A 22,299-nucleotide genomic window follows, 5' to 3' on the forward strand; every position below is an offset into this window, starting at 1 on the left:
CTCAGCCCTGATTTTACGACCTGGTCATCCATCCATTTTTCCCATCGGTCAAATAGCCAATCCATTGAGTTAATGCCTCCGCATACATTAATACCCTATGCTGCAATTGTTACGGCATTTTCCTTAATTGTCCGTATAATATCCATCAACTGTGACTGTCGCTTTGGGTCAAAAAGTTTCACGAAGGTTATCGGTTTGTCAAAAGGCGGCTTGGTTAAATCCTTCAAATCTTCCATATAGCCGTTTTGCTCAACATGGTTAATGACCTTTTGGATAAACTCAATCTGGTTATGATTGAGTGATTGATCATTGATGAATTGAGAGAAGGCGTGCATGGCAGCCTCGTGATTGAGTTTTGCTATTTTTCTGATGAGCAGGCCGAAGGGGGTGTCGCCATATTCACGCTGGTAGTCCTCGCGGCTGCCGAGTTCGACGGTTAGAACTCTCTCTAATTCCTGATAATCTTTTGGGCCGAGGGGAATATTATGGGTTAGCTTGTGTATGGACATCGCGGTGGCGTGTTCCTCGATGTAGCGATTGACCTTCTTCCGGTAATCCTCAAAATCGTATGCTGGGGGCATGGGCTCACCTACATCCCAGGAAATCACCGGATCAGTTAAGTTGGTGATGATCGTTTTAGGGCCACTCGTTTCCACGAGAAATTTCATTAAGCCGCGCAATGTTTGGCGCACTTCATCAAGGACCAGAATATTGTTGCTATCCCAAAAATCATTGGTGTTGATAGTTTTGATGAGAACAAGGTTTGCTTTTACCTGCGGTATGCTCGCTTTTTTCTCCAGCAGGAATGCAATATCGGAAAGTTGTTTTCGGGCGTAGGTGAAGCTGGGCATGTGCTCTATATCCGCCAGCATCATGCCGTACATGAAATTATCGAACCGCTTGGCGGCTTCGTCGGACGGACCTGCTGCGTTCGCGTCATCCGAAAGTACCAGGGGTGCAAGGTGTTTTATGATGTTGCCTTTATCGCCTTCACTTATAAACACATACGCCGAGGGGAGTTTGTATTTCTCCACATATTGCCGTTTGAGTTTAACGGACACCAGTTCCGGGTTGAGCGCGGCTACCTGGGATTGGCAGCCAGTGGTCAGGTTGTTTCTAAAAGACTGATAGTCATCTCCTGCATAAATGCTATCCTGCAAACACACGGCAAGGCGAATCTTTTTGCTGAATATGGATTCTGAAAGTGATTTTGTATCCTTGCTTTCAAAGCCTTCGGTATGTTCACGGAAATATTCAAAGTTGCCGCAATAGTCAAAAATGAAGAAGCATCGCTTGTCGGTGTAAGCGCCATCTTTATTGTCCAGACATTCCAAGCCGATGCAAATTCGGGTACCGCGACCGATCATCTGCCAGAACTTTGTTTTTGAACGTACTTTTTTGAAAAAGACCAGGTTAACGCATTCCGGCACATCAATGCCAGTGTCCATCATATCAACTGATACCACAATACACGGCTCTTTTTCGGGAACTTTGAAATTTTCGATAATTTCCTGCGAATAGCTATCATCACAAATTACCCGCTGGGCGAAGGAGCCTTTAAGATTCGGATACAATTTATTGAAACGCTCCAGAACGTATTCGGCATGGAGCTTGCTTTGGGCGAAGATGATAGATTTGCCAACGCAATCCCCTCCCTCAATCTTGATGCCCCGCTCCATCAAGTCTTGCAACACGGTGTCCACGGTTTGTTGATTGAACACGAATTTATTGAGCGCAGGCGCGGGAATGAAATCGGGCAAGGTATCATCTTCCGTGAAATCATCTTCATATTGTTTTTTGTCTTCATCGGAAAGTTCATCATATACAATGCCTTCTTCCAAAAACTTCGTTTTCACTTCGATATTATAGTAGGGTACCAAAACATGGTCGGTATACACGGCCGTCTCATAGTCGTAGGCATAGGTTGGCACACCATGTTCCATTTCGAAGAATTCATAGGTGTTCCTGTCCACATCGGTTTTTGGGGTGGCTGTCAAACCAAGGGTGAGAGCATCAAAATATTCGAAGATGGCGCGGTATTTCTTAAAAATGCTTCGGTGGCTTTCATCCACGATGATAAGGTCAAAATGGGCGGGGGTGAAAAGTTTCAAGCCATCGGCGTTCTTCGCGGTGTCGATTGCATTGAGTATGGTTGGATAGGTGGAGAAAACAACCCGCGCTGTTCTGTCATCCTTATTGGAAAGCAGGTTGCATAGGGACATATCGGGCAAGTAGTTTTTAAATGCATCTTTTGCCTGTTTGACCAAGGCCCTGCGGTCAGCCAGAAACAGGGTGTTTGTAACGTGACCCCCACGGCTCAAGACATCTACCAGCCCCGCCGCAGTTCTCGTCTTTCCCGATCCGGTGGCCATAACCAACAATTGTTTTCTGAAGCCTGCTTTGATACTATCGCCTACGGCTCGAATGGCGGCTATTTGATACGGCCGCCCTGCTATACAGTTGTTAATAGGAATCTCATCAAGGTTTTTACGATCAATCCGGCGGTTCATCAGCTTTTGCAGGTTGTCCTTGCTAAAAATGCCGCTCACCTTCCGCTGGGGAGATGATTGATCGTCCCAGAAGTAGGTCTCAAAACCGTTGGTAGTGAAAATCATTGGGCGGCGCTTAAACTGCCGCTCCAGGCAGTCGGCATATAATGAGGCTTGTTTGCGTCCTGTATTAGCATCCTTACTGGATCGTTTGGCTTCGATTACCGCAAGAGGAAGCCCGTCTTTACCCAGCAGGACATAGTCGGCATAGCCTTTTTGCCCCAATACGCCCGCCATACCGTTAACCTCGTATTCTTCAATGACATCGGCATCGGCGCCGGAAAAACGCCAGCCCATTAGCTTTAAATCCACATCAATGTAAATTTTACGGGTCTTGAACTCGGAAATATCATCGGCCTTGAAAGTTCGATCCTGCTGGCGCTGTTCCTTCCCGGCGGTGTATTGGGGGGCCATGTCCTCAATGATCTTTTGCAGACGCTTAATTTCAGAATCTTTCTCGTCCAGAAGACTCTGGGTTTCCTTGATTTTCTTAGTGACAATAACCACTTTGCCCTTGGGAATGAGGGCCTCATCAAAACGGCGTTCTGCATACTTTGGACCGTAGGAATAATCAATCCAACCGATAAACTCAAAAAGACCCTTCAGCGAGTTTAGCGCATCGCCTGAATCCACTGCTCGTTCGGTATGTACTGCGAGGTTACCCAGCTTAATAATGTAAGAAAGTTTGCCCCATGTTTTACTATCCATAGCAAAGCGAAAGGACGACTCATGGATGAGGGACTGGATATTATCCTTATAGGGCATTTCAATAGTGTTGTCGGCGGAATATACCCACTTTACCGCCAATTCGAGGGCTTTCCGGCAGCCAACGGCGCACATGGCTGAGGATGTAGCATAAACCTTCTCGGCCTCTATTGCAGCAGGCGCAAACAGGGCGTATTCGTTTTGTTGCCGAAGGAACTCAAAGTTCGACATAGCCATCCATCCTTTATCAATCGGTAGCCCAAATACCATTAAGGTATACCATATTTTTTGCCTTGGTTAAAGAACCAACTACTGAAAATCGCCCAAATATTCCAAAAAATGAGTCATTTTTACCCAGTCAAATGTATAGCTTTTATACATTTGCGGTAAAATTGGCCAGCAGTTGTATAAGAAACGAGGATTTCCATCCATTTCCGATCAGAAAATTTCGATTTGTCGACTTGCTGGACGAAGGCGGCGAAGGCGTTTTGAAGGGGGAGAGGGGGGACAAATACCGGCAAAGCCTTCAATTGAGTCATGTTTATACTGGCAATGCCTGTCGTCTGTTTAGCGGCTTTTAAAAAATATTGCTTTGTAAAAGCCTCTTGTAAATACAATGAAAAATACTGATAATTGATTTGATCTTTATTTAATCTTACACGAAAAATGTGGTTCTGATGTATGCAAAGATTAATTTCCCCGAACCATATTGCCCCCCTGCCTAATTTATCCGGATCGCCACCTTCTGTTAATAATACATCTCCATATTCCAAGTGATATAATTGGATTTCATTGTTTGTTGCAGGAATAGTCTTAATCTCGGATAAATCCATATACCCGTCTTTCACGTTTGCTACTCTCATATAAGGGATTTCTAGAATATCGAGTTCGTTAATTTTACGCCCTTTTGTGACTCCTGAAACAATATCCCCCAAAGAAGAAAGCGGTGTTTTGTGAGTATTCGAACCTATCCCTTCCCCAAACATCTCGACAAACCGGGATTTGAGATCAACCGATATACTTTCGGTGCGACAGCTTTACATTATTTTGGCTTACCATCGCATATTGCAGGGTGGTATCAATTTTCTGATGTCCTAAAAGCTGCTGAACCTGTTCAATTGGCATTCCTTTATCAATTGCCCTTGTGGCCAAGGTACGCCGGAATTTGTGTGGGTGTACTTTTGGGATATTTAATTGCTTTCCCAGCTTTCGAAGCCTTATCTCCACACCGCTAATTTCGAGCCGGTTATATGGTTTTATCAATGAAACGAATAGGGCTGAATTATCATCAGGTCGGCTGTTAAGATAGTTTTGTAAATGTATTTTCGCTCTTGCATCAAAATACACCGGCCGCTCTTTTTCGCCTTTACCAAGGACAACGCACTCACGGTTTGCAAAATCAATATCATCCCGGTTTAGTTTCACCATTTCGCCAACACGCATCCCGGTAGAAGCCAACAGGTCAATAATCGCTAAATCTCGAATTGAAGCACAGTTATCGCGCATTGATTCCAATGCTTCATCTGAGTACGTTTCTTTGACGGTCTGTCCCGCCTTGATCTTATGGATACGCCGTACCGGGCTTTTGAGAATATGGTTTTCATCCTCCAGCCAAGAAAAGAAACTGGACAGAATACGCCGGATATTATCAAGGGTTACTTTTCCGGCACGGTTTTTGCTCTGGTAGTCCGCAAGATACTGCCGTAAATCATCGGTAGTCATGTGTTTGACTGTTTTATTGGCAGAATTCAGCATATTTTGTATGGTAGAACGGTAATACTTTAGGGATTTCTCGGAACATCCTTCCACACGCTTGGAAGCGAGAAATGATTCAAGCATAACCTCATTCGGCTGGTCCTCTTGCACCGGATTATCGGTGTTTTTTGTTACGGTGACGTTGTACAAACAATGGATTAGGACTTTATGCAAGTGTTCCATTTGGGCATTGTCCAATGCCGCGATCATACCTTGTTCGATTTCGATGATAAGAGCTTCTTTCATTTTCATTCTCCTTTACGTGATTATACTTGGCATACCGCCATTGAAGGAAAATGATTGTTAACCGAAATATTGCTGCATGAGGGCATTATACTGAATTTCCATCTGTTTTAACCCCTTTTGTATTTCAAATTTCGATTTGTCGACTTGCTGGACGAAGGCGGCGAATTCGTTTTGGAGGGGGAGAGGGGGGCTAATAACAAGAATAGCAGATATGCCATCTTGGCTGATTGTATATTGTCCAGCGGATGTTTTTATTTTGCTTTTCATCTCTTGTATACCATAATCACTGTTCAAAAGGTTGCTAACAAAAACACCATTCAAATCAGCTTCTGATAAATGAACTCTGATAATATGGTCATTGTGATAGACGGGTACGCCGATATCGTGAAAAACAGAGCTTCTCCCAACATATGATGGATTCCCATTTACCCTAGCAAATAGGAAATCATTATGTTTCAATAAGTAACGCGATTGCTCAGCAACTGTTAAGATAATTCTATTAGGTTGACTGTAATCTATAAAACCACTTTGTAACTCAACCAAGCGCAAAACAATACTACCATTTTTGTCATTTCCGCGCCTTGCTATCCCATTATTTGCATATGTAATATACTCAGCAAGCGGTCGTTTATCCCACCCCATCGGGTTACTTGCCGGGTTGCCAAACATCTCAATAAACCGGGACTTGACCATCAAATTCAATTCACTAAGCTGTTGCGTTCTCATAGCTATCAGCTCTGTGACTTTATCAAGAATTGTTGTTATTTCCTGCTGTTTTTCAAGAGAAGGGATTGGAATTATTAATTCTTTAAGCCATTTAAAATGCCTATTATAGCCAGTGTTTGGAATATGTGCAGCGGTAAGGGCATAGAATAAGTATTTATACCATACATCACTTCGATTACTTTTCAACAATTTCACACCATCTGCACCTAAGAAAAATGGTTTGTCAACGTACTTGATCACTCGGGTATGATCTCCGAATACTATTGCAGGTATGTCGTTAAATATTCCCTCCGGATCATCCGTATAACCGGCAATTATGGTTTGTCCTTGATCAACTATAGGATATTTACCAGTTACTAGATAATTTTCCTTAGGTATTTTTTTACCATATTTTGTACAATCAAAGAATACTTCGTTAAACCCTACATCGTCTTTCATACCGCCACCATCCATCTGCTTTGACCCTTGGCGACAAACCGGGATTTGACCAGTAGATCTAGCTGTGCAAGCTGTTGTTTACGCTGGGCAATAAGAGAAGTTACTTTGTCGAGCACGGCGGCGATTTCGAGTTGAATGGAAATCGGTGGAAGAGGAATGCACATTTTTTTTAAGTGGCTTGGTCCAAAATTCAACTGCGCTGAACCTGTAATTTGCGATTCCAATTGCCGTTTGAAAAGGTCCGTCTTTAAGTAATACATAAAATATTTCATATTCAAGATTGCGGGATCGAGTGTTTTGAAACGAATTGTACTGGTATTCATACAGAGAGGTAACTGAGACTGGTTGACGAAACCCATCTTTTTTTCAAAATACTCTACCTTAATGCCCGAACTTGCAATAATTAAATCTCCCGCATCTACCAAAAAGTGTTTATATTTCCCATAGGCTTCTTCTGAAGATATGTACCGTTCGGATGTAGATAAATCGACCACACCATCTTGTAGATTCGCAACATTAAGCAATTTAACACCAGTATTGGTGTACTGTGTATTTCGAACACCCGGGCCTTCCTGAAAGAAAGCAATGTCAGGGATTTGTGCCATCCTCCATTTACTCATTTCAGCCTACCGATTTCGCAAACAATTCGCTCTCGTTTTCCATCAGATCATCCGCGAGATGCTGCGCATCAAGATACTGAATGCCATATACACCATTGTCAATCTGGACAGAAAGGCTACTGTGAAAATAAATATCCATCGCTTTCCTGACATCAATCCCTACTTTGTTGGCAATAATTGCAATAATGTCTTTTTCAAGGAACTCTTTACGAAGGCTCTCCAAATCGGCCTGCTGGGGATGGGTATCGTTCATAGGGGAACCTCATAAGAATCAATAAACAACAATTTTGCATCAATGAATTGCTGCGTAATGAGGCAGTATTGATCATTCATTTTATAATATTTTATTTCAGCAAGCGTTCGATCAATATCCCATATTCCCCGATAATACATATCGACTGCGGTATACACTTTGTCATTTGCCACACTTCCAATGATAATATCATAGTTCCGGTATATATCTTTACCGCTTCTACATGCACAGACAAAGTCAATCCAAGCCTTATTATCCTGCGTAAATCGCAGAACCTGAAACCCGTCAAAATCTTCTTTTAAGGTATACGCACTTACAATAGGCGATGTTCCTTTCCGCAGTGCCTTTCGTTTCGCCCAATTTTCTGCTTGTTCCTGGTATGAAGTTACATAGAAACCTTTTCCAAAATCAAGATTTTCCCTAGAAAACTGTACGTCAGGATTTTTTACCACGGCTGATGACCCGTGATACACTTTCATAGTGCTATACCCTTTTCACGGACGAATTCAGTCACATCTTCGACCAAATATTCAGCGCCGAGGGTGTGTAACGCATCGAAACAGGGGATAATATACCCATCCAGAATATTTGAGTCCGAAATTATTTTGTAGGTCTCCGGTGTGGATTTACCCCAGAATTCTGCAAGTTTGTGGATTAGAAAAATACAAAAATCCATTTCTTTTTCTGCGCAATGAGTCATTTCAGCATCGCCTCCAACTCTTTTAGTCCCTTGGTTATGTTTTTTTCCAAGTCAAACAAACCTGCCATAATTTCGCTTGTAGGCGGGTATTCAACCGCTTTTGTAATCGTCTTTTTGTATTTGTTGATGCTCAGATCGTATCCGTTAACCACAATTTCCTGCTTAGGCACCAGGAAGGACTTGTCAGTGCGTTTCCGCTTGCTTTCTTTATCAAGTGCGCGGAAACGGTTGACTATGTCCGGTATGTCGTTATCGTTTATGCTGCTGCGCTTATCGTCCAGGGAGAAACCATCGGCCTGCATATCGTAGAACCAAACTTTATCGGTGCCGCCTGCGCCTGTTTTGGTAAACACTAGTACGGCGGTCGAAACCCCGGCATAGGGTTTGAACACGCCGGAGGGCATGGAGATTACCCCCCAAAGCTGATGGTTTTCCACAAGTTCCTTGCGGAGCGCGGCGTGGGCGTTGGAGGAGCCAAACAAAACGCCATCGGGTACGATGCAGGCGCAGCGTCCGCCTTTTTTCAGCAGCCTAAGGAACAGGGCGATAAACAGAAGCTCTGTTTTCTTGGTGTTGGTCACCGCCTTTAGATTATCATTGATACTTTCCTCATCCACGGTTCCCTTAAATGGCGGATTAGCGAGTACGATATCGTATATACCGGCGATCTTATTTTGCTTTGAGACTGAGTCCTTATATTCCACTTGCGGGTGGGTGATGGAGTGGAGCATAAGGTTCATGGCTGATAGGCGGAGCATGGTATGATCGGTATCAAAACCGGTAAACATGTCACCGGCGAACAAGTCCCATTGCTCGGGGGTCATCTTCGATTCATACTGGCCACGGATATATTCCGCAGCGGATACCAAAAAACCGGCGGTTCCGCAGGCGGGATCGCATATTAAATCATCGGGGGTGGGCGCGGTTAATTGGACCATCATTTCGCGGATATGCTTGGGGGTACGGAACTGACCATTCTGACCGGCGGTTGAAAGTTTGCCCAGCATATACTCATAGAGATCGCCCTGCATGTCCAGACCAGCGAGGTCATTCTGATAAAGATCATCAAGGCCGGTGACGATTTTTTGCAGCACCTGGGGGGTGGGGATAAGAAACATGGCATCTTCCATATAGCGGGAGAAGGCGGTTTCCTCTTTACCCTGTAATTTTTTAATAAAGGGGAAGACCCGTTGGGAGATGATGTCGAAGATTTCACGGGGGTCCTGTTCCTTGAACTTGCTCCAACGCATGGACTGGCCTTCTTTGGTCTGGGGGAAGATTTTGTCCATCTTTAGCTTGGCGGTGTTTTCAAACTGCTCGTTCTCCAGCTCCTTCTCGTCCAGGGAACGGATGAACATGAGATAGGTAAGCTGCTCGATGACGGTTATGGGGTTGGTTATGCCCCCGGCCCAAATATCGGTCCAGATTTTATCAACCTTGTTTTTAATCACGCCTGTTATCATCTGCTGCTAACCTCTTGCCGGATTGTGAATCTTACGTTCATGCAACATGTCATCTGAGTCTCCGGCCCGGTCTTCAAATATATCTGCCACAATGTTATAGGCTGCTGTCTCATCATTTATTTCACTACGGTAAAGGAACAACGCTTAAGGTTTTACCCAAGGGAGCTAAAACTTTAAGAACCGTATCCAGTTGGGGATTGTTTCCCCTTTCCATGCGGGCAATAACCGGTTGGCTTACCCCGCTGAGTTCCTCAAGCTGTTTCTGTGTTAAGCCCTTCTCTTGCCGCGCTTTTATCAGTTCGCCGGTGATGGCTACCCGTAAATTGCTTTCCACGATTTCTTCAGGGGGAAAAAGCTCTTCCCTGACATCCTCCCAGTTGCTGCCGATAGGACTAATTTTATCTTGTTCACCCATCATTTTCGCTCTTTGCTGTTCTTATCCTTGTAAAAGATAAGCTCAAACATACCCCAAATATACTTTTAAGTTATTAAGACGTCAAGGCGCAATCGCCTAAAATCCTCACACCGGCAAACCTATTTTTCTGCCGGAGTGGCAGAAAAATAGGTTTACGCTTGATTTTCCTGAAAACTGATGGTAATAGGTATCAACGCAAAAAAATAAATCATGCTAAATTTTTGAAAAACATTGGATTTTAAGTTAATTTGTGGTACTATAATCAATATACCGCTCTGACATTTGGAGGGTAGGAGGTTTTTATGAAAAAGGTACTGGTCTTTAGTGTGCTCTTGGGCGCACTTTTTGCGGGTTTTGTATTTGGCGCAGATAACTATGCGGTCCAGAATATCACCGGAAAGGTGGATAAGCTTGGGGCTTCCGGGCAATGGGTAGCGGTTTCGGTTGGGGACACCCTGAGTCCCTCTACAACGGTAAAAATCGGGATTAATTCCGTACTGGTTGTTAAAAGTGGGGATAAAGAAGAGATCATTCGCGCTGCCGCACGGCAGGGTACTCTGGAAAGCTTCCTTGGCGGCGGTACGGCAAAAATTTCTGTGGGGGGCAACGTGGTTAATTCTAATGTGTCCGTAGCGGCTTCGGGGACTTCCAATATCTCCACCTCGTCTACCCGGGCCAGCGATGCGGCCGGCGACCTGGATTGGGCTGAATAGCGCTACTTCTGGGTTAGCGTGTACACCCTGTCCCAATCCGGGCCAGGGGGGCTGTTAAAGTACTGCTCAGACCAATCCAGATAGAGTTGCGCCACCGGATCATCAGGCGCTTCCTCCGTTAATGTCTTGAATAAATTTTTTGCCTCGAAAAATTGCCGGTTTTCGTATAATAACAGGGCTTTTTCCCAGTTTTGTACAAAATCCATCAACTTTGTCGGAGCTTGCTCTTGTTCTTCCAGGAGTTCGTAAAGCTGTACGGCGCTATTGATCCCCACTACCCGGACCCGATCTAGGCGCCGGGTAACAAATTTATCCCCTATTTCCTTTTTGGTATATTCGCTTATTAGAATGCCGCCCGTATTGAACTGTTTGTTTACCCCCTCCAGCCGGGCCGCAAGGTTTACCGAGTGGCCCATGATGGTGTAATTCATCTTGTCGGGGGTTCCCATATTTCCCACAATCATATCCCCGGTATTGATCCCAATGCGGGTAAATAGGGGCGGGGAATTCAGGGTTTTATCCAATACAAGCCTGGTAAAAGGCAGGAGGGGGCTTGTACCCTCGTCCAGGATTTGTTGGTTCAACCGGGTTTCGGCTTTTTTTATCTGAATAGCCGTACGGCAGGCCAGGGCAGCGTGTTCTTCCATATGAACCGGCGCGCCGAAGAAGGCGATGATGGCGTCTCCCTCATATTTATCTACCGTTCCCCGGTTTTCCAGGATGATATTGCTCATATTGGTAAGGTAGATATTGAGGAGGCTTACCAGATCCACCGGACTGAGGTATTCGGAAATGGTGGAAAAGCCCTGGATATCCGTAAAGAGGGCTGTCATTTTCCGTTCTTCCCCGCCCAGGTTTAGTTTAGACGGGTCCAGGAGGATCTCCTCAATCACCTGCGGAGCAAGATACCGGGAAAAGGCGGAACGGAGGAAGGATTTTTCCCGTACGGTGGAGAAGAAGTTGATTGCCGAAAGACTAAGAAAGGTAAGGGTTACGGAGATGAAGGGAACCGCCACCCCTAAGTAGCGTTTAGTGATAATAAAGAACAGGAGAAAGAAAACGGCGCTTAGGGCCATGGCGAGGATGCCCGCCGCAATGGATTTACCTACATCCAGCCGGTGGATCAGTATCCCTAAGCCCAGGGACAAGGTTAAGGCGATGAGCAGGGATACAATGTAGGGGATATCGTCCAAGAATTCTCCGGCGAGGATCATGTTAGCCACCGCCGCATAGATCCCCACATTGGGGAAACGTTCCTCAAAAGCAATTATCCCGTTATCGGTCATGGAGGTGGCGTTAACCCCGATAATCGAAAGGCCCCGCTGAACCTTTTTACTTACCGTTCTTCGTATATCCAAGAGGGTATCAAACTGTTCCCGGCTTGCAACAAAGAGGGCGCTGACGAAATTTTCTAAGTCTCCGTTCCCTGCCACATCCTCCAGGATGAGTGTTTCTGCGGGGCCCTTAAGAAAGGTTTCCGCAGCTTCAATATATTCATGCCGGACTTGCTGGTAAATCTCAAAGCTGCCCTGCCCAGGGGTGGATTCTTCCCGAATATGCAGGGCCTTGGTATAGGCATCCAGTGGGTTGATGGTGTCCCCTAAATAGTAAAAGAACCCCGATGATTCCATCACCCGGAGGTTCTGAACAAACTCTTCTTCCAGCTGCTTATACCGGATGAGCTGCCAGGAAGACAGGATTTTGTAGTCTGCGAAGGGTTTTTTAGGCCACTTGACCAGGACCGTACCGTCCCTGGATCGGGGTATCCTGATATCCCGAATTGTTCCCCGAATATCGGCGTCTTTAAGGGTTATCGCAGTATTGGTAACTATGATTTCCGGATTGCCTATCATTCCCCTCAGTGCAACCAGGGCGAGATGGCCGTAATAGGTATCTCCATGTTTCTGTACTAAATGTATCCGCCTCCGGTAACCGTCCTTGTCGGGCAGGGCGTTTACAAAACCTGCACCCCCTGCGCTGTTTAAAAGAGGCGCAATTGGGGGGATGATCCCCGCCTCATTAGGGGTCAGGGTATCCCCGGCGGCACGGATGTTTTTTAAGGCAATCCGGTCTTTCAGGTAGAGCAGATTTTCTGTGCCGCCAACGGGAGATGAATCGGGGGTCAGGGTCAGGGTCAGATAGGCTTTCCCAAAAAAAGCAAGGCTCCGGGCGAAGTATTCATCCACATCCCGGCTTACGTAAGATACGGCCTCGCCGATAGTATTCCGGGCCGATTGGTTATGCTCAAAAAGCTGTTCCTTATATTCCTCCAGATCCGATGATCGCAGAGATCCTGTGGAAAAGGCGTCCAGGACCTGTGCCACAGAAGTGTTGATGCTCAGGAATTCATTGTCCAGAATACCCGGCAGAGTGTTTTGCACATACTCCGGATCGATCCGCATGGGACTCCGGTCCAGGTAGCTTAAGTCGAATGCAACTGTGTCGGCTCCCATTTCCCGGAGAAACACTATGGCATCCGCCAGAATATCCCGAGTCCAGGGGAAAATCCCCACATTGGCGATGGCGTCGTCATCCACGGTAATGATGAGGATTGAATCGTCTTCGGTCAGGCTGGGGACTGTACCCAGGAAAAGGTCGAAGACCCTGTTATCCAGGGAAGTAAAGAAGATGAGGGAACAAAGGAGCGTTGCTATGACCGGAACCAGGATGAAGGCGTATTTTTTCAACATAGCTTACAGATCAATACCGATGGCTTTTCGGAGTCGGGTGACGGTGTTTGAGGCAATAGCCCGGGCTTTTTCCGCGCCCTGCGCCAGGGTTTCGTCCAGGCCCTTGGGGTTCGACATAATTTCGTTGAACCGGTTCCTAATTGGCGTAAGTTCCCGGTTCACCACCCTGAACAGCTCTTCCTTGGCCTCCCCCCAGCCCATGCCTCCCGCCCGATAGCGGGCTCCCAGACTTTGCTGCTCCTCCGCCGAGGCGAAGAGCTTGTACAACAGGTATATCTGGCTGACTTCCGGATCCTTAGGTTCCTCCACCGCCTGGGAATTAGTAACGATCCGCATGATAAGTTTGCGGAGCTCCTTTTCCGGAGCAAATAGGGGAATGGTATTGCCGTAGCTTTTGCTCATCTTCCGGCCGTCCAGTCCGGGTACTACCGCTACCGACTCCTGCACCGCTGCCTGGGGTACTTTGAGGATCTCAGCTTTATAGTTAAAGTTTATCGCCTGGGCGATATCCTGGGCCATTTCTACGTGCTGGACCTGATCTTTCCCCACGGGAACCACATCGGAATCAAAAAGGATGATATCCGCCGCCATGAGCACCGGGTAGGTAAAAAGCCCCATGTTGATCCCCGCATCGGGGTCGTCGTTTTTTTCGGTATTGTCCTGGACCGCAGCTTTATAAGCGTGAGCCCGGTTCATAAGGCCCTTGCTGGTAAAGGCCATGAGCGCGGTGGTAAGTTCGAAGGTTTCCGGGACGGAACTCTGGCGGTAAAAGATAACCTTTTCCGGGTCCAGCCCGGCTGCAAGCCAGCCCGCGGCAACCTGCCGGATAAGGGCGGACAATTCCGCCGGGTTTTTTACGGTATTTAAAGCGTGGTAATCGGCGATAAAGTACCGGGCATCGTAGTCGTCGGCTAATTCCAGAGCCGGCTTGATGGCGCCGAAATAGTTCCCTATGTGTAATATTCCTGTAGGCTTAATACCAGTCAGGGCTATCTTTTTCATTACCCGTAATGTACCGGAAAACGGCCTTTTCGTATAGGGGCCGGAAATGCCGGTCCTGGGCCGGGGTTTCAAAAAAAAACGAAGCTTTGTATACTCGCTGTTATGGATTATATCAGGATTGTATTCAGGATAATCGGCGGACTCTGTCTTTTCCTCTATGGGATGAAGGTGATGAGCGACGGGGTTCAGCAAGCCGCCGGCGACCGGATGCAGCGGGTCCTGAACTTTATGACAAAAAACCGGTTTGTCGGGGTATTGACCGGCATGGCGGTAACTGCCCTGGTCCAGTCCTCTTCGGCGGTTTCAGTTATGCTGGTATCCTTCGTGAACGCCGGTCTCCTTACCCTTACCCAGGCCATTGGGGTGATCATGGGGGCCAATATCGGTACCACCACCACCGCCTGGATTGTGTCCCTTATCGGTTTTCAGATCGATATTTCCGCCCTTGCCCTGCCGGCGATTGGCATCGGTTTTTTTATGGGGGCCGCCAAGTGGAAGTACCAGGATCTGGGGGGAGCTTTCCTGGGCTTCGGATTTCTTTTTCTTGGGCTCCAGTTCCTCACCAATGCACTGCCCGCGGTGAACCCCGAATCTATGGAGTTTATCCGGAAAATCTCCGACCTGGGTTTCCTTTCGGTGATCATTGGGATGGCTATTGGTACGGCGGTTACCCTGCTGATGCACTCCTCCGCAGCTACCATCACCCTGGTTATTACCCTGGCCTTTAGAGAGGTTATCAATTTTGAGATCTCCGCAGCCATGATTCTCGGCGCCAATATCGGTACCACCATTGACGCCATCATGGCTGCCATTGGGACCAAGACTGCGGCAAAACAAACCGCCCTGGTTCATGTGCTTTTCAATGTGGTGGGAAGTATTATTGCCCTTATCTTCTTTAGGCCCCTTGTTTTATTGGTGAACTTTCTGGTTCCGGGTTCTCCCGAGGGGGCAGGCATAGCCACCCATCTGGCTATGTTCCATACGGTCTTCAATATTTTAGGTACCCTGGTTTTTCTTCCCTTTGTACATCAGTTTGCTGCCCTGGTTTCTTTCCTCATTAAAGACAAGGACGGAAAGCAGGGGATGCCGAAGCCCTACCGGCTGGAGTACCAGCACTCGGTCCGCAGTACTCCGGATCTGAACATCATACGGGCGGAAAAGGAGATACGGGACATGACGGGCCTTGCCTCCTCCATGTTCGCCGGGGTAAGCAAAGTCCTGTCCGGTTTCCGGGAAGAGGGTGATAAGACGGCGGCCGTGGATGCTCTGGTTACGGAGATGAAGGACAAGGAAGAGTATGCCGATGAGATGCGGGTAGAGTTGACCCGGTTCCTTCTGGAGTGTACCCGCCAGCAGCTAAGCCACCAGTCGGAAGAAAAGGTTTACCAATTGCTGCGCATTATCTCCGATCTGGAGGATATGACCGACGATTGTTACAGTGTCAGCCTCCTCCTGGACCGGAGCGTAAAAAAGAACCTGCGTTTTAAAAATAAAGAAATGGAAGCCCTGGCCCCCTATGTGGCCCAAGTGGAAGATTTTCTCAGCTTTGTTAAGGGCCATGTGGGCCGCAGCATTACTGAGGAACAGGCGGTCTTTGCGGAACAGCTGGAAAACGCCGTTGATAAATCCCGGGATAAGCTCCGGAAGCTTGGCCGTAAACGGATAGAAGCCGGGGAGGATGTTAAAACAGAATTACTGTTTATCGATGTGGTACGGCGTATAGAAAAGGTGGGGGATTATTGTTATAATATCGCGGAGTCTTTGATGCGGAGCTAAGGAACGAAGAGAAACCAAGTTATTCGAAAAAACGCCGGTGGGGCGGGGAATCCCCAGCGTGGGATGCTTGTAGAGTCTGCTTCCGCAGCCCCGCTGCGCGGGTCTACTACAGCAGGGAATTCCAAATATCCCACGCTGTGGATTCCCCGCCCCACCGGCGCCGGTTCGTGAGGGGTTTCACTTCGTTTACCCAATTGCGCTGTACGAAACGTTGGGGTTTTATTCCGTTTGCTAAATTGCGTGGGGAAACACACAAATACTGCTGTGCTTTTGGTTAGCGGGAAAGCGTGGTATACCGAACGGAATGGAGGAGCTTCACCCCCCACTTCGTTTGGCGATGTTAGATGATGCAGGAAACATATAATAAACACCGGCGGGCAGGGGGAGGGGAGTGCCGGGACGAGCACATTTGGAATTCCCTGCTGTAGTAGACCCGCGTAGCGGGGCTGCGGAAGCAGACTCTACAAGCGTGCTCGACCCGGCACTCCCCTCCCCCTGCCCGTATAGGCGATTAGTACGTGTTTCCGGCTTCATCGCCAATGGTTGTGGTTGGGCCGTGGCCGGGGTAGACGGTAATGGCTTTGTCCATGGTTGATAGGCGGCGGAGGCTTTGTTGGAGCTCGGGCCAGCTGCCGCCGGGGAGATCCGTGCGGCCGCAGTTGCCCCGGAACAGGGTGTCGCCGCTAAAAAGGACCTTTGCTTTTTCGTCGTAGAAGCCTACGGAACCTTGGGTATGGCCCGGGAGGTGCAGGGTTATAAAGGGGCCGATGACGCTGCCTTCGGAAAGGAGTTCTGTCGCTGCCGGCATGTCTTTCCAGAGGGCGTCCACATAGGCGGCGTTCCCGGCAGCCGCGGAAAAACTTTCCCGGTGGACTTCGTAGGCATCGGGACCTAGATACTTGCTATCCTCCCGGTGGATGGCAATGACCGGGGGGGCGTCCTTAAAGGCCGCTACAAGGTCGGGTAGGGCGGCGATATGGTCAAAATGGCCGTGGGTAAGTAGAATATACCGGGGTTGCAGATTGTGCCGCTTAAGCCGGGAAATGATGACATTGGGGTCCGCTCCGGGATCAATAACCGTGCATTCGGCGTTTCGGGAGTAGATCCAACAGTTGGTTGCAATGGAGCCCACCACAATAGAATCGATCATGGAGGTATAATACCCTGCGTATCACCGATTTGCTAGTAATCATTGCCATGGTCTTTCTCTGGTGCGGTTTGGTTCCGGTGGCAGGGGCCTTTTTAATACGCCGCTCCTGGCGTATTTTCCGAAGCCGGTTTGACGAACTGTGCCTGCAGCCTGTGCTGGATTACGCCGCCTGCCAGAATACCCCCCCGGAGGGGGGCCTTTACCGGTTTACCGGTGGTTTTGAATCCCTCACCGGCTCCACCGCCGAGACCCGTAAAGGCCGGGCTTCCCCGCCGGACAGCCAAACCCTTTGGATACGCAGTGATACTCTGACTATTCCCATTGCCCTGGATGGGGCTCATACCTACATGCTTCCCATGCCCGAGGGGGGTGAATCCCTGGGGCCATTTGATCCCGGGGAAGAGTCTCCGGAACGGATACGCTGGGACCGGATTTCCACCCTCACCGAGGGGGCAAAGGTTTTTGTGGGAGGGCTCCTTACCCGCCTGGAAGACCGGTGGACCTTTGTTTCTACCAAGGAGCATCCGTTACTGGTTATTTTTTATGATGGTCCGGATTATACCCTTGCTACCCGGGCAATCCGGGCGGGGCGGCACCGGAATGAGTACTGGAACCGTATTACCCCCTACGGATTCATCCTTAATGCATTTTCCCAGATTTCCATTGCCGCAGCCTTTCTCCCCCGGCCGGCCTTCCGCTTAACCGTAATCACCGCGGTTATCGCCCTTTTTGCGCCCCTGCTGCCTCTGTTGCCGCCAGGGGTATTGCTCACGGTGCTGTACCGGCGGCTTTGGTGGCGGGCTCGTATTTTCCGGGCCTACCGGGATTTAGCCAGACTACCCCTTAAATATTTTCCAACGGGAATTCTTCCCAATGGCGAAAGTTATGGAGCGGTCTGGTATGAGGAGCTTCCCGCCGGAGAGGGTTCTCCTCCTCTGCTCATTCCGGAGCAGAGGCCCCGGAAAGGTGAAGGCTGGTATGTTTTTGGCGCACTTCCTGATGGGGTTCCGGTTAGACCCCGGGACCCCTGTGCAGCCTTTGGCGCCATACCGGGGGAACCGGAGATTCTGGCCAAACGCTACACCCAAAGCGCCTATATCCTGGAGATAGCCGGAGGTTTATTCGTTGTAATAGGGATGGCGATGAATATTCTTTTTATCACCATGATCTTCTACCTGTTGCAGTAAGCTGCCCGGATCAGACTTCTTCGGAATCAGCGCCAGTCTCGGAATCCGCAGCGGAACTATTATCGAAGTCGGAGTAGGAATCGGTATCGCTGCCGTCGTCCCCGGGCAGTCTTTCCAATGGCCCAGTCGGGTCTGCTGAGCTGTCTCCGTCTTCTTCTTTCCGGCTTCTGGCGTAGTTTACCGCAAGTGTCCTGCCACGGAAATTAACGCCGTTCAGGGCTTCAATTATCTCCTCCGCCGCAGAACTGCGGACCTGAACAAAGGAATAGTTGTTCAGGATATTGATGATTCCGATATCATCCTTGGAGACCGATGTTTTTGTACCGATGAGCCCCAGGATCTCCCGGGGGAAAACCCGGCGATTCCGGCCTACGCTGATAAACAGCCGGGTGGACTCATCCTCCGGCAGGGCCAACGGTAAGGGCTGGCGATTTTGCTCTGTCACCTCGCTTGGCTCATTACTGCGGGTATTGTTCGGCTTGGCCCGGGGGGACGACTCGCCGCCGCCGGATCTGCGCGGGGAACTTCGTTGCGTGTCACGGGAGCGGCCGCCGCCCGTCTGATCCTGAAGCATCAGAAGATAGGCAGCCAAGTAGGAACGCTGGAAAAAGGAAACCTTCTTCCGGATAAGAGAACGGTATTGATTGAGTAATTGGGGGTCCGCCTCGGTCTGAATATTTTTTAAAATTTCATCAAGACGGTTTTTAACTCTTTCATCATTTATTGCGGACATTCATGCATCCTATTATTAAAATCTATCTCAGCATGACATATAAATAAAATTTACTCAATATGCAATATTTTTTTGCAGTATTTGGTCCGGACGGGCGTAAAGGATTCACGGAGCAGTACCCGGGAAAAACCTTCGGCGCCCTGGGGAACATCGATGAGAATTTCCGATACCCCGCTGGTCTCCGCCATATCCACGAGCCGACCGAGCAGGGCTTCCCCAATACCCAGGCCGCGGTATTCGGGGAGGACTTCCAGGGCGGTAATTTCCAGGCTTTTTCCCGTAACCGCCCCGCCGACATAGGCGGCGAAATCCCCGCCGCCGGTTTCGGCAACCAGGGCAAGTTGCCCCGGGAAGGACCAACGGGGGATTGCGCCTGAGGGGGGAGGACATTCATCAAGGCAAAGTTTGTGCAGTTCCGCCGCTCTTTCCGCATCCTCCGGCACAGGCTCCCGGAACCGAAAATCTTCCTGAACCAGATCTTCGGTTTCCTCCGGTTCTTCGCCAATACTTTCCAAGCCCCACTCTTCCCGCAGGATATTGTACCAGCGGATCACCGCCCGTTTCATCTCCCGGTCTTTGTAGGCATACCAGAGCTTTTCCGCCTCCGGATGTTCAGAGAGGGTATCCTTAAAGGCCCGGAATACCCCCCTTCCCCGGTTCAGGGCGGCACTGAGTTTAGTTCGGATCACCTTGTTTTTAAACCCGGCGGCAAACTGTTCCATCAGGTTGAAACCATCAGAAGAATCCCAGTCGGGAAGGTCTATGTACCGGTCGCCGTCATCATCCTCCGGATCAGTGTCTTCTTCGGAAACCACCATTCCCTCCCGGGTATCCAGGTAAGAAATCCATTCCTGATTTTCCATGGTGAAGACAATATCATCGATCAATGCTTCGGTAAGTTCAAACCGCATTTTATACCCCCATACAGGTTCCCACGGCCATAGCCGTATCTACCATATAATGATCCGCCGGTACGGTCTTAACCTTTCCCGCGGGGATGCTGAGATCCACTGCGCCGATGGCATCTCCCTGCAGGGCGACCATTTTGCCGTATTCCCCCCGGGCCAGAAGATTCGCCGCCTCGGTACCCAGGCTGGTAGCCAGAACCCGGTCCGATGCGCTGGGTATGCCGCCCCGCTGGGTATAGCCCAGGACCGTGGCCCGGGTTTCCAGCCCCGTTTCGGCCTCAATTTCCCGGGCCAGCCTGTAGGCTATGGAGGGGGAAACGGTTTGTTCCCGGTACTTCTTCCGTTCCTTCTTTTCCATCCGCGCTTCCTCCACCGACAGGGCGCCTTCGGCTACCACCACAATGGAAAAACTCCTGCCGCTCGCTGTCCGCTTTTCCAGATGCCGGGCAATAACTTTAATATCGTAGGGAATTTCCGGGATCAGGATGATGTCACCCCCGCCGGCCACCCCCGCGTAGAGGGACAGCCAGCCCGCCTTATGTCCCATCAGCTCGATGATCATCACCCGGCTGTGGCTCTGGGCGGTGGAATGGAGCCGGTCTATGGCTTCCGTGGCGATGGACAGGGCGGAGTGGAAACCGAAGGTCCGGTCGGTCCCTATGATATCGTTGTCGATGGTCTTGGGGAGCCCCAGAACGTTCAGCCCTTCCCGGGCGAGGAGGTACCCCGTGGTATTGGTACCGTTTCCCCCAAGGACCACCAGGCAGTCCAGCTTGAGCGACCGGTAGTTTTCCTTAATCGTCGCCACCTTATCTTCCCCGATATCGTTGTTGTATTCCCTGGACCGGGCTTTGAAGGGCTTTTCCCGGCTGGTCCCCAGGATGGTCCCTCCCCTGGTGAGTATCCCCATAAAGTCCACCGGTCGGAGTATCCTCCAGTCTTCGTCGATAAGTCCCCGGAAGCCGTTGGCGATACCCACGGCGGTCATGTTATACCGGTCATGGGCGGCGCGGCACACCCCCCGGATAGCGGCGTTTAAGCCCGGGCAATCCCCGCCGGCGGTAAGAATCCCGAAAGTTTTTGTTGCGCTTTGTCCCATGGTAACCAGAGCCCCCTTGTATTCATACATAAATCGGTCGATATATTTAGTATTATAGTTAAGATAAGGCTGAAATGGGAAGAAGGATAGTTTTTTTATATGCCCTATATCTCCTGATTATCCCCGCTTTACATCCCGATGAGGAAACCGAACGGAACCTGGCGGCTTTTTCCGATCCCGCCCGGATTTGGGGAAGCGGCGTTGAGGGGGTAATCGAGGAAGCCTACCGCCAATGTTTCAAGACCTACATCCTGGATGGTAAGGTGATGAACCTCCGTATGCCCTTTGCCCAGAACAACGAGCGGGATCAGCTGTCGGAACAGTCATGGGAGTTCCTGGGAGGCGGTAAGGCGGACCCCGCATATCTCTGGCAAAACATTACCGAAACCCTGGACAGCGATGATTTTCAGAGCTATATGGAAACCCTGGGGGATGGCAGAGAAAAGGTGATGATCCTCGATATCCCCACCCGGACCTGGACCAATTCCCGGGACCTCTTCGACATAGCCCGGATGAAGGCCGGAGCCTATCGGGGCTTGCCCCATCGCCCCTACGTACTTGTGTCCGGCGGGGGCATCAGCGAAACCGATGTATACAATTACCTCTACTGTATAGGCTGGACAGGCATGGACTGTTCCGGCTTTGTCTGGCATACCCTTTCCCTGGTGGCCAAAAAAGGCGGCGTAGACCTGGGCCGGACCCTGCGCCGGGCCATAGGCGCCAGAGGTAGTGATGTTTCCTACTATGTGGGAACATGGTTCTTCAATTCCCGGAGCCGGGAAATAATTTCCGTCAATGATGAAATCCGGAACATACAGCCGGCGGATGTCCTCCTTTTCCGGGGCTCCAACGGAGGCATGGTCCATTCTGCGGTGATCCAATCGGTGGATCTCCGCGAAGGGGTAGTCCGCTACCTCCAAAGCACCGACGAGGCGCCCCTGGCGGAACGGGGGGTCCACGAATCCCTTATCTACTTTAACCCCACCCACCCGGAAGTAAGTCTCTCCGACCCTTCCCTGGTTTGGACCCAGTCCCGGTACCCCCCATTCCCCGGCGAACAGGCCTCCGCCTTCTCCGATGACGGCGAGCGTTACCGGGCCTTTGGCGGAGGACGGGTGGTACGGCTGCGGGCATTGGCCGGGGCTATACAGAAAATTAACCGGCGTTAAGG

At 49.5% G+C, this 22,299-nt stretch carries 20 protein-coding genes; 4 read left to right on the forward strand and 16 right to left on the reverse strand.

Annotated elements, in window-relative coordinates:
- Positions 1 to 95: 95 nt before the first annotated feature.
- From LQZ19_RS04720 to LQZ19_RS04765, 10 genes are all read right to left on the reverse strand, one after another.
- Positions 96 to 3,485 carry a DEAD/DEAH box helicase family protein gene (locus LQZ19_RS04720; RefSeq protein ID WP_411046505.1) on the reverse strand — a complete coding sequence of 1,130 codons (3,390 nt, stop codon included), beginning with the start codon at positions 3,483 to 3,485 and terminating at the stop codon, positions 96 to 98.
- Positions 3,486 to 3,604: 119 nt separating this feature from the next.
- A complete protein-coding gene (locus LQZ19_RS04725; RefSeq protein WP_411046506.1) occupies positions 3,605 to 4,240 on the reverse strand; it encodes a restriction endonuclease subunit S in 636 nt (211 codons plus the stop codon).
- Between the two features lie 22 nt (positions 4,241 to 4,262).
- Complete coding sequence (gene xerA / locus LQZ19_RS04730; RefSeq protein ID WP_411046507.1) at positions 4,263 to 5,255, reverse strand: site-specific tyrosine recombinase/integron integrase; 993 nt, start codon at positions 5,253 to 5,255, stop codon at positions 4,263 to 4,265.
- Between the two features lie 57 nt (positions 5,256 to 5,312).
- Positions 5,313 to 6,434, reverse strand: coding sequence for a restriction endonuclease subunit S (locus LQZ19_RS04735; RefSeq protein ID WP_411046508.1), 1,122 nt, complete (start codon positions 6,432 to 6,434; stop codon positions 5,313 to 5,315).
- Positions 6,416 to 7,024: a restriction endonuclease subunit S gene (locus LQZ19_RS04740; RefSeq protein WP_411046509.1), complete on the reverse strand. Its 609-nt coding sequence runs from the start codon at positions 7,022 to 7,024 to the stop codon at positions 6,416 to 6,418. Before LQZ19_RS04740 ends, LQZ19_RS04735 begins: the two co-directional genes overlap by 19 nt.
- A gap of 16 nt (positions 7,025 to 7,040) precedes the next feature.
- On the reverse strand, positions 7,041 to 7,292 hold the full coding sequence (locus LQZ19_RS04745) for a hypothetical protein (protein ID WP_411046510.1): 252 nt from the start codon (positions 7,290 to 7,292) through the stop codon (positions 7,041 to 7,043).
- On the reverse strand, positions 7,289 to 7,771 hold the full coding sequence (locus LQZ19_RS04750) for a DUF3990 domain-containing protein (RefSeq protein WP_411046511.1): 483 nt from the start codon (positions 7,769 to 7,771) through the stop codon (positions 7,289 to 7,291). Before LQZ19_RS04750 ends, LQZ19_RS04745 begins: the two co-directional genes overlap by 4 nt.
- Positions 7,768 to 7,992, reverse strand: a complete 225-nt coding sequence (locus LQZ19_RS04755; RefSeq protein WP_411046512.1) for a DUF3791 domain-containing protein — start codon at positions 7,990 to 7,992, stop codon at positions 7,768 to 7,770. The genes LQZ19_RS04750 and LQZ19_RS04755 overlap by 4 nt, the downstream gene beginning before the upstream one ends.
- Complete coding sequence (locus LQZ19_RS04760; protein WP_411046513.1) at positions 7,989 to 9,455, reverse strand: type I restriction-modification system subunit M; 1,467 nt, start codon at positions 9,453 to 9,455, stop codon at positions 7,989 to 7,991. Before LQZ19_RS04760 ends, LQZ19_RS04755 begins: the two co-directional genes overlap by 4 nt.
- Before the next feature lie 124 nt (positions 9,456 to 9,579).
- A complete protein-coding gene (locus tag LQZ19_RS04765) occupies positions 9,580 to 9,873 on the reverse strand; it encodes a helix-turn-helix domain-containing protein (RefSeq protein ID WP_411046514.1) in 294 nt (97 codons plus the stop codon).
- A 299-nt stretch (positions 9,874 to 10,172) separates the two neighbouring features.
- Between LQZ19_RS04765 and LQZ19_RS04770 the strand changes: the two genes are divergently transcribed.
- Positions 10,173 to 10,583 (forward strand): hypothetical protein, encoded by a 411-nt coding sequence (locus LQZ19_RS04770; RefSeq protein ID WP_411046515.1) that lies wholly within the window; start codon positions 10,173 to 10,175, stop codon positions 10,581 to 10,583.
- Positions 10,584 to 10,585: 2 nt separating this feature from the next.
- Here the strand turns inward: LQZ19_RS04770 and LQZ19_RS04775 are convergent, their stop codons facing one another.
- Together LQZ19_RS04775 and LQZ19_RS04780 are read right to left on the reverse strand one after the other, a co-directional pair.
- Positions 10,586 to 13,273, reverse strand: a complete 2,688-nt coding sequence (locus tag LQZ19_RS04775) for a CHASE2 domain-containing protein (RefSeq protein ID WP_411046516.1) — start codon at positions 13,271 to 13,273, stop codon at positions 10,586 to 10,588.
- 3 nt (positions 13,274 to 13,276) lie between these two features.
- Positions 13,277 to 14,275 (reverse strand): tryptophan--tRNA ligase, encoded by a 999-nt coding sequence (locus tag LQZ19_RS04780; protein ID WP_411046517.1) that lies wholly within the window; start codon positions 14,273 to 14,275, stop codon positions 13,277 to 13,279.
- A gap of 102 nt (positions 14,276 to 14,377) precedes the next feature.
- On the opposite strand from LQZ19_RS04780, the gene LQZ19_RS04785 reads away from it, so the two are divergent.
- Positions 14,378 to 16,051, forward strand: a complete 1,674-nt coding sequence (locus LQZ19_RS04785) for a Na/Pi cotransporter family protein (RefSeq protein WP_411046518.1) — start codon at positions 14,378 to 14,380, stop codon at positions 16,049 to 16,051.
- A gap of 511 nt (positions 16,052 to 16,562) precedes the next feature.
- On the opposite strand, the gene LQZ19_RS04790 is transcribed toward LQZ19_RS04785, so the two are convergent.
- Positions 16,563 to 17,201 (reverse strand): MBL fold metallo-hydrolase, encoded by a 639-nt coding sequence (locus LQZ19_RS04790; protein ID WP_411046519.1) that lies wholly within the window; start codon positions 17,199 to 17,201, stop codon positions 16,563 to 16,565.
- Between the two features lie 29 nt (positions 17,202 to 17,230).
- Here LQZ19_RS04790 and LQZ19_RS04795 point away from each other — a divergent pair, with 29 nt between their 5' ends.
- The gene (locus LQZ19_RS04795) at positions 17,231 to 18,388 is read left to right on the forward strand and encodes a hypothetical protein (RefSeq protein ID WP_411046520.1); all 1,158 of its coding nucleotides are present in this window, start codon (positions 17,231 to 17,233) and stop codon (positions 18,386 to 18,388) included.
- A 10-nt stretch (positions 18,389 to 18,398) separates the two neighbouring features.
- Here LQZ19_RS04795 and LQZ19_RS04800 read toward each other — a convergent pair whose 3' ends face one another.
- From LQZ19_RS04800 to LQZ19_RS04810, 3 genes are read right to left on the reverse strand one after another with little or no spacing between them, the layout of a single operon-like run.
- Complete coding sequence (locus LQZ19_RS04800; protein ID WP_411046521.1) at positions 18,399 to 19,121, reverse strand: DbpA RNA binding domain-containing protein; 723 nt, start codon at positions 19,119 to 19,121, stop codon at positions 18,399 to 18,401.
- A gap of 50 nt (positions 19,122 to 19,171) precedes the next feature.
- A complete protein-coding gene (locus LQZ19_RS04805) occupies positions 19,172 to 20,032 on the reverse strand; it encodes a GNAT family N-acetyltransferase (RefSeq protein WP_411046522.1) in 861 nt (286 codons plus the stop codon).
- Position 20,033: 1 nt separating this feature from the next.
- On the reverse strand, positions 20,034 to 21,128 hold the full coding sequence (locus LQZ19_RS04810; RefSeq protein ID WP_411046548.1) for a 6-phosphofructokinase: 1,095 nt from the start codon (positions 21,126 to 21,128) through the stop codon (positions 20,034 to 20,036).
- A gap of 74 nt (positions 21,129 to 21,202) precedes the next feature.
- Between LQZ19_RS04810 and LQZ19_RS04815 the strand changes: the two genes are divergently transcribed.
- On the forward strand, positions 21,203 to 22,297 hold the full coding sequence (locus LQZ19_RS04815) for an NlpC/P60 family protein (RefSeq protein ID WP_411046523.1): 1,095 nt from the start codon (positions 21,203 to 21,205) through the stop codon (positions 22,295 to 22,297).
- The last annotated feature ends 2 nt before the right edge of the window (positions 22,298 to 22,299 follow it).

Origin of the sequence: Treponema primitia (assembly GCF_046533075.1) — a bacterium.
Classification (GTDB): Bacteria; Spirochaetota; Spirochaetia; order Treponematales; family Breznakiellaceae; genus Termitinema; species Termitinema primitia_B.